The organism is Rhodococcus sp. 008 (assembly GCF_001682295.1).
Classification (GTDB): domain Bacteria; phylum Actinomycetota; class Actinomycetes; order Mycobacteriales; family Mycobacteriaceae; genus Rhodococcus_F; species Rhodococcus_F qingshengii.
The window spans coordinates 4,207,483-4,223,883 of the sequence record NZ_CP012749.1 but is presented as its reverse complement, the minus strand read 5'-3'; the positions used below and the strand labels follow the sequence as shown (position 1 = coordinate 4,223,883).

Here is a 16,401-nt window from a genome sequence, read left to right as displayed (position 1 = left end):
TGAAGTGCGCCCCGGTCGAGCACAGCGTTCTGCTCGGCCGGAGGCGTTCACTGGGCAAATACTGAATGTTACCCGGCCGTACCCCCACGGCCCGCTGACACCGACTGTGCGTCAGCTATCACCGAGCTCACAAGTGTGGCGAGACCGTCGACGCCAAGTGCCGGCAGGATGCCCGGAACAAGTCCGGCGAGCGACACAGAAACCAGAGCATCGGGGGCGAGAGCAGCCCCCATGGCGGTACGCATGGCAACGAGCTTGGTCGACAACTCACCGAAGGTGACAGCCTGATCACCGTGGGTGAACGCAATTGCCTCAGGATCGGCGGCCGCCGCTGCGGCTGCCAGTTCGGGTAGGTCTGCCGCGGACTTCGGCTCGGCAGCGCTCGCTTCCTCGCGTTCCTGCTCGGTCACGATGTCGATCGTGCGAATCACGACCCCGGGATCGGTCACCAGTTCTTCGAGCACCCGCCCGAATCGCGCCGCAAAAAGCGCGATGGTCGATTCGTCGAACAGGTCGGTCGCATAGGTGAAACGCATCCTCAGCCCGGACAGCACCCCGGCATCGTCGAATTGCTCGATACCGGTGAGCTGCAGATCGAACATCGCCTGGTCGAAACCGTTGTCGACCGCAGAGAGCTCGAGGCCCGGTAGCTGGAACGTACCGAGAGCCATGTTCTGGAAGGTGAGCATGACCTGGAAGAGCGGCGAGTATGCGTGAGAGCGCTCTCGCCCCAGTTCGTCGACCAACCGCTCGAACGGTACGTCGGCATTGGCGAATGCCGACAAGTCCTTGTCCTTCACGTGTGCCAGAACGTCGACGAACGTCGAAGCAGGCGCGATCTCCGTTCGCAAAACCAACGTGTTGACGAACATCCCGACAAGATCGTCAAGCGCCCGCTCACCTCGACCCGCGATCGGCGTACCGATTGCGATGTCGTTCGATCCACTCATCTTCGCCAACAGCACGGCCAGGGCAGTGTGAACCACCATGAAGACTGTCGAGTTCTGCTCCCGTGCGATCGTCGCGAGCCGGTCCGTGGTCTCGGAATCGACGGCAAACTCGAATTCCGCACCGCGCATGCTCGCCCGCGCCGGCCGCGGCCGGTCGGTCGGCAGTTCCAGAAGCTCCGGAGTGCCCTTGAGCTCGTTCACCCAGTACGCGAGTTGACGGCCCAGCTGACTGTCCGCGTCCTCCGGCGATCCGAGGACATCACGCTGCCACAGCGTGTAGTCGGCGTACTGCACCTCGAGCGGAGCCCACTCCGGCGTCTCCCCGCCGGTACGTGCGGTGTACGCAACCATGGTGTCTCTGATCAACGGAGCCATCGAGAAGCCGTCACCGCTGATGTGGTGAATGACAACGACGAGGACCCGCTCGGATTCGTCGACCTCGAAGAGACGGATTCGCAACGGAACGGCTGTCGTGACATCGAAGCCCTCGCGAACTGTGTCAGCCACCTGCTCGGCGACCGACGCTTCGTCGGTTGCGATCACCTCCAGTCCCACCGCCGCTGCGGAGCGAGGCAGGATCATCTGAACCGGTCCGTTGCCCTGGTCCGGGTATACCGTCCGGAGCACTTCGTGACGCTCGATCAGATCCGACACCGCTGAGTGAAGTGCGTCGACATCGAGTGCGCCGGACAGCCGGATCGCGACCGGGATGTTGTACGCACCCGAGGTCTTGTCGAACTGATTGAGCACCCACATACGTTGCTGCGCCAACGACAACGGAATCTCGTGCGGACGCACCTGAGCCACCAACGGTGGGCGGCCACCAGATCCCGCGTGTTCGAGAACCCTCGACGCCAATGCCCCGACAGTCGACGCCTCGAAGATCACGCGGACCGGAATCTGCGCGTCCAACGCCTCACCCAGCCTCGACACGACCTGCGTCGCGACGAGAGAGTTTCCGCCGAGCTCGAAGAAGTCGTCGTCGAGTCCGACCCTCGCCACACCGAGTACGTCAGCGAACACACCCGCCACGATCTCTTCGACGGGGTTGGTCGGCGCACGGAATTCGGTCGCCTCGAATTCGGGGTCGGGCAGGGCTTTGCGATCGACCTTGCCGTTGATGTTGAGCGGTAGTTCGTCCAAGACCATCAATGCCGCCGGCACCATGTAACTCGGCAACTCAGCCACAAGAGTCCGCTTCAAGGTTTCGACATCGATGCTTTCCCCGCTTTGAGGAACGACGTAGCCGACAAGTCGATCACCGGTACGCGCATCCGACTTGGCCACCACCACCGCGGAGTCCACGCTGGCCTGCTTGCGAAGAAGCGCTTCGATCTCACCGAGTTCGATGCGGTAGCCACGGATCTTGACCTGGAAGTCGGCGCGCTCCACGTAGTCGAGTTCGCCGTTCTCCGTCCACCGGACGAGGTCGCCCGTGCGGTACAACCGCGAACCCGCGTCACCGAAGACGTTGGCCACAAATCGTTCCGACGTCAGATCCGCGCGCCCGTGATAGCCGCGAGCAAGCTGGGCACCGGCGAGGTAAAGCTCCCCGGTGACTCCGACGGGGACCGGATGCAAACGTGTGTCGAGCACGAACACCTGCGTGTTCCATTCGGGGGCACCGATCGGCACCGAGGTCGTATCGTCCGAGCCGACGACGTGCGCTGTCACCGAGACTGCGGCCTCGGTCGGACCGTACAGATTCACCAACTGGGCGTCGCTGAGTTCTGCGAACTCGGTCGCGGTCGCGGCCGGCAACGCTTCACCGATCGCGAGCACCTGACGGAGGGATTCCGGAAGGCGATTTTCGGACGCCGACTGCAACATCGCGAGCATCGACGGCACCACGTGGAGCGTCGTGACCTTCTCCCGAGTCATCAGGTCGAGCAGGTAGCTCGGGTCCTTGTGACCTTCGGGTTCGGCGATGACCAGTCGTGCACCGGAAGTCAGTGCCGACCAGAACTCCCAGACCGAGAGGTCGAACGTTGCCGCGGTCTTGAGCACCATCGCATCGGATCGGTCCAGGCTGTACTGATCGCGCTTCCAGAGAATCTGGTTGACCACCGCCTGATGCGAGATCGCGACGCCCTTCGGTCGCCCCGTCGATCCCGACGTGAAGATCACGTAGGCGGTGTTGCCCACTCGCAGTGGAGCAATACGATCCGCATCGGTAACCGTCGCTCCCGGGTAGGACGCGAGATCGATCGTGTCCACTTCGATCACGGAATCACCGAACGCCGGATTCTTCGCAGTGGTCGAGGCAGTGAGGACGCAGACCGGATCTGCCATGGTCAACACGTACTCGATGCGGTCCGCCGGGTGGTTCGGATCGATCGGTACGTATCCACCACCTGCCTTCACCACCGCGTACATGGCGACCAGCAGTTCGACCGATCGCTCGATTGCCAACGCGACCAACGACTCCGGACCGACACCGGTTGCAATCAGATGGCGTGCGAGACGGTTGACACGTGCATCGAACTCGGCGTAGGTCAGCGACGTGTTCCCGGCGATCACTGCCACCGCACCCGGGTTCGAACCGACCTGCTCGTCGAACAGTTCGACCAGAGTGACTCCCGGGACGGAGTGATCGGTCTCGTTCCAGCGGTTCAGGATCCGGTCGCTCTCGGACGAATCCAGCAGCGCGAAGTCGCCGACGGTCAACGACGGATCGGACGCGATCTCCGCGAGCAATCGCACGAATCGATCGGCGAAGTCCTGCACGGTCGACTCGTCGAACAGATCATGCGCGTAGCTGAACATCGACGTGATGCCGGCTGCAGATCCGTTCGCGTCGTACCGATCACTGACGATCAACTGAAGATCGAACTGCGCGACCCCGTTGTCGATATCGACGCCCTTGACGGTGAGCCTCGGAAGCTCGAGCCCTCCGGTTTCCATGTTCTGGAAGAGGAAGCCGACCTGATAGAGCGGATGACGAGCGGTCGAACGCGGTGGGTTGAGCACCTCCACGAGTCGCTCGAAAGGAACGTCCGAATGTGCAAATGCTTGAAGGTCGGTCTCCCTGACACGTCCGAGCAGGTCGAGGAACGGCGCGCCGCTGTCGATCTGCGTACGGAACACCAAGGTGTTCACGAACATGCCGATGAGATCGTCGAGTGCCCGCTCACCACGTCCTGCAATGGGTGTACCCACCGCGATGTCCTCGGTTCCGGACAGTCGAGCCAACAACATCGCGAACGCAGTGTGCGTGAGCATGAACAGCGTCGAATTATTTGCCCTGGCAAGACCGCTCAACCGAGCATGCAACTCTGCATCGATATCGAAGTGCAGGTAACCGCCGCGGAAGGACTGCGTCGCGGGGCGCGGCCGGTCGGCGGGAAGTGCAAGCTGATCAGGCAGCCCGGCAAGAGCATTGCTCCAGTACGCAATCTGCTGCGAAGCAATAGATCCCGCGTCTTCCTCACTGCCCAGCACCTCTCGCTGCCACAGGCTGTAGTCGGCGTACTGAACGTCGAGAGGAGCCCAGGACGGTGTGTACCCGGCAACCCGCGAGGCGTATGCGGTCACGACATCCCGAGCGAACGGTGCCATCGAGGAACCGTCGGCGGAAATATGATGAATCGCGACACCGAGTACGTATTCGTCGGAAGCCAACTGGAACAACCGGATACGAATCGGAATCTCGCGTGTGACGTCGAAGCGCGTCGACGCCAGCGCGACCAACTCACCTTCGAGTTCGTCCACGCCAGTCGGTTCTGCGACGATTTCGTCCGACCAACTCGACACGGGCTTGACGACCTGCACCGGACCGTCTCCGATTTCCGGGTAGACGGTTCGAAGTGATTCGTGCCGCCCGATCACATCAGAAATCGCCGCGCTCAGCGCCGAGACGTCAAGATCGCCCTGAAGGCGCAGCGCCATCGGGATGTTGTATGCCGCTGCACTCCCGTCGAATCGGTTGAGGAACCACATACGCTGCTGCGCCAACGAAAGCGGAATCCGCTCTGGCCGCTCGACCGCGGTCAGCGCGACTCGCCCACCCGACCCGGTCCGGCTTTCGGCGTGCGCTGCGAGATCCTGCACCGTGGATGCTTCGAACAGAACTCGAACCGAAAGTTCGGTGTCGAGAGCATCGGCGATTCGTTTGATCGTGCGAGTGGCGTTGAGAGAGTTGCCGCCGAGCTCGAAGAAATCGTCATCGAGACCCACACGATCAACACCCAACACCTCGGCAAACACCGACGCAACGATCTCCTCCACCGCCGTCACCGGAGCCCTAAACACCGCAACCTCGAACACCGGCTCCGGCAACAACTTCCGATCCAACTTCCCCGAAGCATTGAGCGGCAACGCATCCAACACCACAAACTGCGACGGCACCATATACGACGCCAACCGCTCCCCCACACCCACCTTCACCACATCAACATCAACCGAAGACCCCACCGCAGCAGTGACATACGCAACCAACTGATCACGCCACACCACCACCACAACAGAACCCACACCCACCTGATCCCGAACCGCAGCCTCGATCTCCCCCAACTCGATCCGCTGACCACGCAACTTCACCTGAAAATCACTACGACCGACATACTTGAGCTCACCCGACACACCGATCCACCGCACCACATCCCCCGTGCGATACATCCGCGAACCCACCCCACCGAACGGATTCGCCACAAACCGCTCCGCCGACAAATCCACCCGCCCGAAATACCCACGAGCGACCTGCACACCCGACAAATACAACTCACCCGCAACACCCACCGGCACCGGACGCAACCGCGAATCCAACACCAACACCGACGAATTCCACACCGGAGCACCCATCGGCACCACCACACCCACACCATCGAGCGGACCCGCCGCCGTCGCATGCACCGTGAACTCCGTCGGACCATACAAATTATGAACCTCAACCGACGGCAACACCGACAACACCCGACCCACCACCGACGCCGGCAACGCCTCACCCGCCGCGAAAATCACCCGCAACGAACCCAACCCACCACCACCGAGACGCGAAATCGTCGCCTCCGACGCGTCGACCAACTGATCGACGAACACCTCCAACATCGACGGCACAAACGAGACCATCGACACCGACTCCGCCGCCACCACCGACGCCAAATACCCCGGATCCCGATGACCGTCATGAGTAGCCACCACCAACCGAGCACCCACCGCCAACGGAACAAACAACTCCCACACCGACACATCGAACGTCACCGGAGTCTTGAACAACACCACATCAGAACCCGACACCGCATAACGCTCCGCCAACCACGACACCTGATTGACCACACTGCGATGACTGACCGCCACACCCTTCGGCCGACCCGTCGACCCCGACGTGAAAATCACATACGCCGTATTCCCCGACCGCAACGGCGAAACCCGATCCACATCCGAAACAGGAGCATCCGAAAAACCAGACACATCAACAACATCAACCTCGACCACCGGCACCACACCAGCATCGAAACCAACATCAGAAGTACTGACCACACACACCGGCGACGCCGCCGCCAACACATACCCATTACGCTCCGCAGGCTGATCCGGATCCACCGGAACATACCCACCACCAGCCCTGAGCACACCGTAAACCGCAACCAACAAATCAACCGACCGACGAACCGCAACACCCACCAACGACTCCGGCCCCACACCCACCGAAACCAAATACCTGGCAAAACGATTCACCCGAGCATCGAACTCCGCATACGACAGAGACACACCCTCGAACGAGAGCGCTACCGCATCCGGAGACGCCGCCACCTGCGCAACAAACCCGTCCAACACCGACACACCCGCAACCTCACGAGCCGTGTCATTCCACCCCTCGAGCACCAACGAACGCTCAACAGAATCCAAAATATCAACGTCACCAACACGCACCGAAGGATCGGTGGCTACGGAGGAGAGCAGTCGAAGAACTCTGTCCAGCAACGCAGTTGCGTAGTCGGCATCGAAGAAGTCCGGTAGGTACCGCAGCGTCAAGTGCAACTGCTCGTCGAGTGCGATCAGCAGGGTCAACGGGTAGTTCGTGGAATCGTCCGAGGCGATGTCGTCGATCATCATTCCGTCGAGAACATCCGCCTGTGCGGCGAGGCCCTCACGGTCGACCGGGTACGACTCGAATACAACCAACGTGTCGAACAGTGTTCCGACGTCCGCTGCTTTCTGGACATCGGTCAAACCGAGATAGTGATGATCAAGCATTCTCGCCTGCTCGATCTGGACCCTGGCAACCAATTCTTCGACGGACTCCGCGGCGTCGAGGCGCACCCGCACGGGGAGGGTGTTGATGAACAACCCGACCATCGATTCGACGCCGGTGAGCGCCGGTGGCCGGCCGGACACTGTTGCACCGAAGACAACGTCGTCGGTTCCGGTCAACGCACCGAGGAGGACCGCCCACGCGCTCTGCACGATCGTGTTGGCGGTGACCCCGAGTCGTGCGGCCAGAGCGGTGAGCGCCGCGGTTGTCTCCGACGACATCGACACGTTCAGCTTCTGTGACAGCGCGGTGAATTCCTGTCCGCCTGTGACCTGAGCAAGCAGCGTCGGCTCTTCGACGCCGGAAAGCACATCCGCCCAGGTTGTGAGTGATCGATCACGATCCTGATCGACAAGCCACGCCAGGTAATTGCGATAGCTACGCACACGCGGAAGAACCGAGTCGTCACCACGCGTCGCGTACAGCGCCAACAGGTTCTGCAAGAGCAGTGGCACCGACCAACCGTCGAGAATAATGTGGTGATTCGCCACCACCAAGCGATAGTCCCCCTCCGCCATGGTGACGAAGGTGAACCGAATCAACGGCGGTGACGCCATGTCGAAGTGTGTCGCCTGGTCAGCCGTCAAAACTTCGTTCAGAGCTGCCTCACGGTCGACGGCCGCAATATCGCTGAGATCGATGTTCCGCCACGGGACTGGAACGTCTTCGAGGACTATCTGGACCGGCGTTCCGTCGTCGTCGGCCGTGAATGCCGTTCGCAGGTTCGCATAACGGTCGATGATTCCCTGTGCTGCAGTGCGCAAGCGGTCGGCATCCACCTTCCCGGACAGAGTGAGAATCATCTGCACCGAGTAGAGGTCGACGCTGGATTCTGCCAACATCGCGTGGAAGAGCAAACCGGACTGCAGCGGTGCCAGGGGCCAGATGTCGGTCACCGTACCGAATCGATTCTCGAAGCCGTCGATATCTCGTTGGCTCACGGAGACAAGCGGCACGTCGGACGGTGTGAGTCCACCGGCTCCGACGGAGCGAGAATGCTCCGCCAGGGCAGTCAGTGCTTCGACCCAAATCTGTGCAAATGTCTCGACACTCTCGCCGTCGATGGCACCGACGGGGTATGCGAAAGAGGCCTCCAGAACAGCACCGTCTGCGCCGTCGTTGACGATCGCATTGATGTCGACGACCTTGTTTGCGGGCATGTCGACGTCTTCGGGTGCCGACACGTTGGCGAAATCGCCGGCCGGCAGCCACCCGAGTCCCTCGACGCCTGCCGGAAGATCCTCGGCGACAACTCGTCCCAGGTAGTTGAAGCTGACCTGTCCCCCGGCGAAGCGAGAAAGCACTGCGCGCGTGTCTTCGTTCAGGTAGCGCAGCAGTCCGTACCCGACGCCCTTGTCCGGGATCGCCAGCAGCTGTTCCTTCACTGCTTTGATCGCGCGTCCCGCCGAATCACCTCCGGCGAAAGCGTCACCCAGATCTACCTCGGAAAGATCGAGACTGATCGGGAAGGCAGCGGTGAACCAGCCAACGGTCCTTGACAGATCCGCGCCAGGAATCACGGCTTCTTCGCGACCGTGGCCCTCGAGTTGCAGCAAAGCAGACGTCGAGTCGATTCCGGCTCGGCGACGCCACTCGATCAGCGCGAGTGCCAGTCCAGCGAGCAGGCCGTCGTTGGCGCCGCCGTTGAAAACCTCCGGCAGCGTGGTCAACAGAGTCTCCGTCACCTGAGTGGGAACCGTCACGCTTATCCGCTGAACCGTTGCCGCAACGTCGACGGCAGAGTCGTACGCCCTCTTACCCAGCACCGGGTCCGGTGTCTGCAACACCTTCCGCCACGTATCCAGCTCGGCCACACGCGAATCCCGATGGGCCTCTTCGGACAAAGCATGAGCCCAGCGTCGCATCGACGTACCGGTCGGCTCGAGAGCAACATCCCCCGTCGCTCCGCTCGCCCCGGCCATCTGAGCCGCAGCCGACACCAGATCCGGAACGATGATTCGCCAGGAAACCCCGTCGACGATCAGGTGATGTGCAGCAATGATCAAGCGCCCGGTGCGAGTGGGACCGAAGTCGACCCACACGAACTGAACCATTACGCCGTCCGCCGGATTCAACCGGCCGAGAGCCTCGTCGAGGCCCTTGGAAGCCGTGAGAACAATTGTCGACTCGTCCGCAGCCGCGTCGACATCGACGCGGCTGAGCAGCTCCTCGACGTCCACGGTTCCGGGCTCGGAGACCGACATCCCCCATCCGCGACCGTCGGAGATCAGCCGCGAGCGGAACATGTCGTGGTGGTCGACGACTGCAGCGAGTGTTCGCACGATGTCGGCTCGCTGCACTCCGAGTGGAAGCTCGAGAGTCATCGTCTGTGTGAATCGGTTGTAGCTGCCACCGCGCTCGACCATGAATCGTTCGATCGGCGTCAACGGCATCCAGCCGACTCCACCGCCCGGCAACTCCTCGAGCACCACCGTGGCCTCGACGTCGGCGGCATACTTCGCCACTTCGGCCAATGCCGCGACAGTCTTGCTCTCGAAGACGTCACTGGGTGCGAATACGACCCCACGTGCCTTCGCACGAGAGACGAGTTGGATGGACATGATCGAGTCGCCGCCCTGAGCGAAGAACGAGTCGTCGGTGCCGATGCGATCCAGGCCGAGAACGTCCGCGAAGATCTCGCTCAGGATTTGTTCCATCTCGGTGACCGGGGCGCGGAATTCCTTGGTCTCGAAAACCGGTGCTGGGAGCGCTTTTCGGTCCAGCTTGCCTGCCGGACTGAGCGGCATGTCCGAGGAGACCATGACCGAAGCCGGAACCATATGGGCCGGAAGGGTTCTGGAGACGAATTCGATCAATTCCGCCGAAGTGACCGAAGCGTGCTTTCCGGTGAACACGTACGACACCAGCGCCGGGGCACCCGACGGCAGGGTCGTACCCATCGTCGCAGCGAACTCGACCTCGGGGTGTGCCGTCAGCGATGCATCGATTTCGCCCAGTTCGATACGGAAACCGCGAATCTTGACCTGGAAATCGTTGCGGCCCACGTATTCCACGGCGTAGGTGGAGGGTGCCGTTCCAGCGACCCAGCGCACCACGTCACCGGTTCGGTACATTCGCTCGCCCGGATTACCGTGCGGGTTTGCCACGAATCGATCGGCACTCAAGCCTGGACGACGATGATAGCCGCGGGTCACCTGAGGACCGGACAGATACAGCTCGCCCGAGACTCCCAGTGGAACTGGATTGAGTCGTGTGTCCAGGACGAATGCTGCCATGTCACCGATCGTGGCGCCGATGTCCATTCGGTCACCGGGCAGAAGCGGAACGCTGACGTTCGTCACGATCGTCGTCTCGGTCGGGCCGTAGACATTCAGGAATGTCCTGGGAGCCGAAGCCGACGCGGCCGATCCGTCCCCTGTCGTCCACTTGCTGATCAGTTCCGGCGAATACGCTTCGCCACCCACGCCTACCACCGTCAGGTCGTCCAGGCCGCTCGGGTCCATCGACGCCAGGGCAGCGGGTGTGATGAACGCATGCGTGACTCGTTCGCTACGGAACACCTCAGCCAGTTCGTCGCCGCCGTACACGCCAGGCGGGACGATGACCATCGTCGCGCCGGTGGCCACCGCGAGGAACAATTCGAGCATCGACGCGTCGAAACTCGGTGACGCGAAGTGCAATGTCCGCGAGGTGGGCTTCACGAGGTAATGCGCGGCCTGCGTGACACTGAAGCTCGCCAGTCCCGCGTTGGTCGCGACAACGCCCTTCGGCAGTCCTGTCGTGCCGGAGGTGTAGATGACCCAAGCCGGATGAGCAGTCGTCAGTGGACGGACACGTTCCTCGGCATCTATTGGCGCTCCGGACACTCCGGCGATCATCTGTTCGCCGAGCGGTCCGTCCACGACCAACCACTCGACGTCGTCGGCGAGATTCGGACGTTCGACGTCGAGGGTCAGGCCAACCTTCGCACCCGAGTCGCTGAGCATGTGCGCGATACGGTCTGCCGGATAGTGCGGATCGATCGGAACGACCGCTGCCCCGGTCTTCGACACTGCCCAGACCGCGAGTACCGATTCGACGGATCTCGGAATCGACACCGCCACAAGATCTTCAGCCCCGAGACCACGGTTGATCAAAACGCGGGCCAGCCTCGACGACCACTCGTCGACCTCGCGATACGTCATGGACCTACCGGCCGCGGCCTGCGCCGTGCCGGGGTAGCGCAAAGCGACGTTGTCCGGGTAACGCGCAGCAGCGTCGGCAAGAATCTCGGCCAACGGCGCCTGCGCTACTCCTGACGAAGCCCTTTGACTCGTCAGAACCTCACGCTCGGACGCGTCGAGGATTTCGATGTCACCCACTGAAGTTGCGGGGTCCGTCGCAATTCCGTTCAGAATGCGCATCAATCGTGCGGCGAATCCGCGGACGGTCGATTCGTCGAACAGATCCGTCGCGTACGTGAACGTCGCCGACAGCCCTTCTGATACCTCACTGATCGTGAGCTGCAGGTCGAACTTGGCCACGGTCTCGTCGATTTCGAACTCGGCCGCCGTCAGACCGGGCAGAGCCAACGAGTTCTGCCCCAGGTTCTGAAATGCCAATGCCACCTGGAACAGCGGGTGATGTGCCCTCGACCGAACGGGATCCAGCACTTCCACGAGCCGCTCGAACGGAAGGTCCGAGTGCGCGAACGCCTGAAGGTCGGTTTCCCGAGCCGAGGCCAGAAGTGTTGTGAACGCCGCCGAAGGATCAACCTCGGTACGCAAAACCAGGGTGTTGACGAACATTCCGATCAAATCGTCGAGTTCGGATTCACCTCGCCCGGCCATCGGTGCACCGATGTTGATGTCCGTTGTTCCCGACAGACGAGCGAGAAGCGACGCCAGAGCCGCATGGACCACCATGAACATCGACGCATTGTGTTCCCGGCCCACGCTGATCAGCCGCTCATGCAATTCCTGACCGATCGAGAATTCGAATGTCGCTCCCTGACCGGAGAATACCGCCGGCCGAGCCCGATCCCCCGGAAGATTCAACTGTTCGGGCACGCCGTCCAGTGCTTGCGCCCAGTAAGTGATCTGTTGCGCGATGACGGACTGCGGATCGTCCTCGGACCCGAGAACCTCACGCTGCCACAACGAATAGTCGGCGTACTGCACCGGCAACGGCGTCCAGGTCGGAGCCTGGCCGTTGGTTCGGGCGTAGTAGGCGGTCATGACGTCGCGGGTCAACGGGCCCATCGAGAAGCCGTCGGTCGAGATGTGATGCACCACGAATACCAGAACGTGCTCGTCGGCCTTGATCTGGAAAAGCTTGGCGCGCAACGGCACCTCGGCCGTCACGTCGAAGCCTGCCGCTACGAAGTTCGTTACCTCGGAAACGATCTCCGAATCCGAGACCGAGGTTGCAGCGAGGTTCACGTCGACATCAGCCGGTGCAACGATCTTCTGGTAGCCGACGCCGTCGACCTCGGGGTAGACCGTGCGCAGAACCTCGTGACGGCCGATAACGTCGGCGACCGCTTGCTCCAGCCCCGAGACGTCCAGTTCTCCGGTGAGAGTTATCGCAACCGGGACGTTGTTCCCTGCCGAGCTCGTATCCAACTGGTTGAGGAACCACATGCGCTGCTGCGCCAACGACAACGGCACCCGAACCGGACGCACCTGCGCAGTCAACGCCGCACGTGAACCGCCACCGACATGAGAACCCAAACGAGCAGCCAACGCCTCCACCGTCGACGCCTCGAACAACTCCCGCACCGACACCGAAGCATCCAACGCCTGACCCAACCGAGACGTCACCTGCGTCGCAATCAGCGAATTACCACCGAGCGCGAAGAAATCATCATCCAAACCAACACGCTCGACGCCCAGAACATCCGCAAACGTCTGCGCAACAACCTCTTCCACCACCGACGTCGGAGCCCGGAACACCGCAACCTGCAACGACGGAACCGGCAACGCCCGACGATCCAACTTCCCGTTCACCGTCAACGGAATCGAATCCAACACCACAAACGCCGACGGCACCATGTACTCCGGCAACAACGAACCCACACCGGTGCGGACATCGTCGACCGAAACGCTCACACCCGCAGCCGGAACCACATACGCCACCAACCGCTGATCACCCGGAGAATCCTCACGAACAACCACCGCCGTCTGCGCCACCGACACATCCGCCAACACCGCAGACTCGATCTCACCGATCTCGATCCGGAAACCACGGATCTTCACCTGATCATCCGCGCGACCCAGATACTCCAAATCACCAGCACTGTTCCACGACGCGACGTCACCCGTGCGGTACAACACCTCGCCGGCATTGAACGGATTCGCCACAAACCGCGTCGACGTCAACCCCGCCTGACCCAGATAACCCCGAGCCAACTGAACACCAGAGACATACATCTCACCCGCGACACCAACAGGCACCGGAGCCAAACGCGTATCGAGCACGAACACCTGCAGACCCGAAATAGCCTGACCCACAACACTCGCCGACGCATCCGCCGCCAACGCACCATCCAACACACGATGGCTCACATGCACCGTCGTCTCCGTGATGCCGTACATGTTCACCAACGTCGGCGCGAAGTCACCGCGGCGGCCGTACCAATCCGACAAGCGACGCAGCTCGAGCGCCTCGCCGCCGAAAACAACCCACCGCAACGACAACTCAGCAGCCCGACCGGATTCCGACGCCAACCGATCAGCCTCGGCCAACTGATAGAACGCCGACGGCGTCTGATTGAGCACCGTCACCCGCTCAGCAGCAAGCAACTCCAAGAACTGCTCCGGCGACCGCGACGTCACATAATCCACAACCACCAACGTGCCGCCGTACAACAGCGGACCCCACAACTCCCACACCGAGAAGTCGAACGCATAACTGTGGAACATCGTCCACACATCGGATTCGTCGAACCCGTACACACCCTCGGTATTCGCAAACAACTTCGCCACCGTCGTGTGCGGAACCTGCACACCCTTCGGGCGACCCGTCGAACCCGACGTGTAAATCACATACGCAACATTCGACGACCGCAACGGCGCAACACGATCCGCATCCGAAACCACCGAACCATCGAACTCCGACACATCCACCGCGTCGATATCAACCACAGGCAAACCAGCGGGCAACACCAACTCACGCCCGGACCACGAAATCGCAGCCACCGGAGCAGCATCAGCCAACATGAACTCGACACGATCAGCCGGATACGACGGATCCACCGGCAAATACCCCGCACCGGACTTCACCACCGCCAACAACGCCACCACAAGATCCGCCGACCGCGGCAACGCCACCGCCACCAACGACTCCGGACCACAACCCTGAGCAATCAACCTGCGCGCCAAACGATTAGCCCGCACCGACAACTCACCATACGACAACGACTCGCCACCGAACCGCACCGCAACCCGATCACCAAACCGCGCAGCAGCATCATCGAACCACGCCGACAACGTCGAATCCACACCACTGTCGACACCCGTGTCGCTCCATGACAGAACGCGATCCAACTCACCGGCGGTCATAACATCCACGTCGCCAACGGCAGCGGCCGGATTCGCGACAACGCCACGGAGGACGGACACGAACCGATCAGCGAACTCGGCCGCTGTCGACGCGTCGAACAGATCCGTCGCGTAGGTCAGGGTGCCGGACATACCGGCGTCAGCGGCGTCTTCAAGTGTGAATTGCAGATCGAACTTGGCCAGTGCTGCGTCGAATTCCACAGCAGCGGCGGTGAGTCCGGGCAGTTCGAGAGCACTCTGTCCAAGGTTCTGGAACGTCAACGCCACCTGGAACAACGGATGACGAGCCTGCGAACGAACCGGATCGAGAACCTCCACCACACGCTCGAACGGAACATCCGCATGCGCGAACGCCTGCAAATCCACCTCACGCGCCGACGCCAACAACTCGGCAAACGACATCGACGGATCAACCTCGGTACGCAGCACCAAGGTATTGACGAACATACCGATCACGTCATCGAGCTCGGCTTCACCACGACCCGCGATCGGGGCACCGATCGCAATGTCGGTCGTCGCGGACAGTCGTGCCAACAGCACCGCCAGAGCCGAGTGAACAACCATGAACGGAGTTGCGTTCGTTGCCTTGCCCAGTTCGTCCAGCTCGGACCACAGCTGCGGTTCGATGGTGAAACTGTGATTGGCGCCGCGCCCTGAAGCAATCTCGGGACGCGGACGATCACCAGGCAGATCCAACTGCTCCGGAAGATCAGCCAACGCATCCGACCAGAACGCAATCTGCTTCGCGATCATGGACTGCGGATCGTCCTCGGACCCGAGAACCTCACGCTGCCACAACGAATAGTCGGCATACTGCACCGGCAACGGCGTCCAGGTCGGAGCCTGGCCGTTGGTTCGGGCGTAGTAGGCGGTCATGACGTCGCGGGTCAACGGGCCCATCGAGAAGCCGTCGGTCGAGATGTGATGCATCACGAACGACAACACGAAGTCGTCATCAGCGACCTGAAAAAGCTTGGCGCGCAACGGAACCTCGACAGTGACATCGAAGCCCTGGGCGAAGAACGAATACAGCTCCGCCTGGATTCGGTCGTCTGTGACGCGTTCTGCGCCGAGATCGATCGAGACATCTTCTACCGAGCAGATCTTCTGGTAGCCGACGCCGTCGACCTCGGGGTAGACCGTGCGCAGAACCTCGTGACGGCCGATAACGTCGTGAACTGCCGAATTCAGGGCCGCCAGATCGAGCGCACCCGTGAGCCGAACGGCAACAGGGACATTGTTGACAGCAGAATCGGTGTCGAATCGGTTGAGGAACCACATGCGCTGCTGCGCCAACGACAACGGCACCCGAACCGGACGCACCTGCGCAGTCAACGCCGCACGTGAACCGCCACCGACATGAGAACCCAAACGAGCAGCCAACGCCTCCACCGTCGACGCCTCGAACAACTCCCGCACCGACACCGAAGCATCCAACGCCTGACCCAACCGAGACGTCACCTGCGTCGCAATCAGCGAATTACCACCGAGCGCGAAGAAATCATCATCCAAACCAACACGCTCGACGCCCAGAACATCCGCAAACGTCTGCGCAACAACCTCTTCCACCACCGACGTCGGAGCCCGGAACACCGCAACCTGCAACGACGGAACCGGCAACGCCCGACGATCCAACTTCCCGTTCACCGTCAACGGAATCGAATCCAACACCACAAACGCCGACGGCACCATGTAC

1 protein-coding gene (only partly in view) is annotated in these 16,401 nt (G+C 61.6%); it reads right to left on the bottom strand.

The window, feature by feature from the left end; translation table 11 throughout:
- Positions 1–68: 68 nt before the first annotated feature.
- Positions 69–16,401, bottom strand: partial view of a non-ribosomal peptide synthase/polyketide synthase gene (locus AOT96_RS19650; RefSeq protein WP_156778956.1) — the 3' portion only. It continues 12,413 nt past the right edge of the window; only the last 16,333 of its 28,746 coding nucleotides appear in the window; the start codon falls outside the window, past its right edge; its stop codon occupies positions 69–71.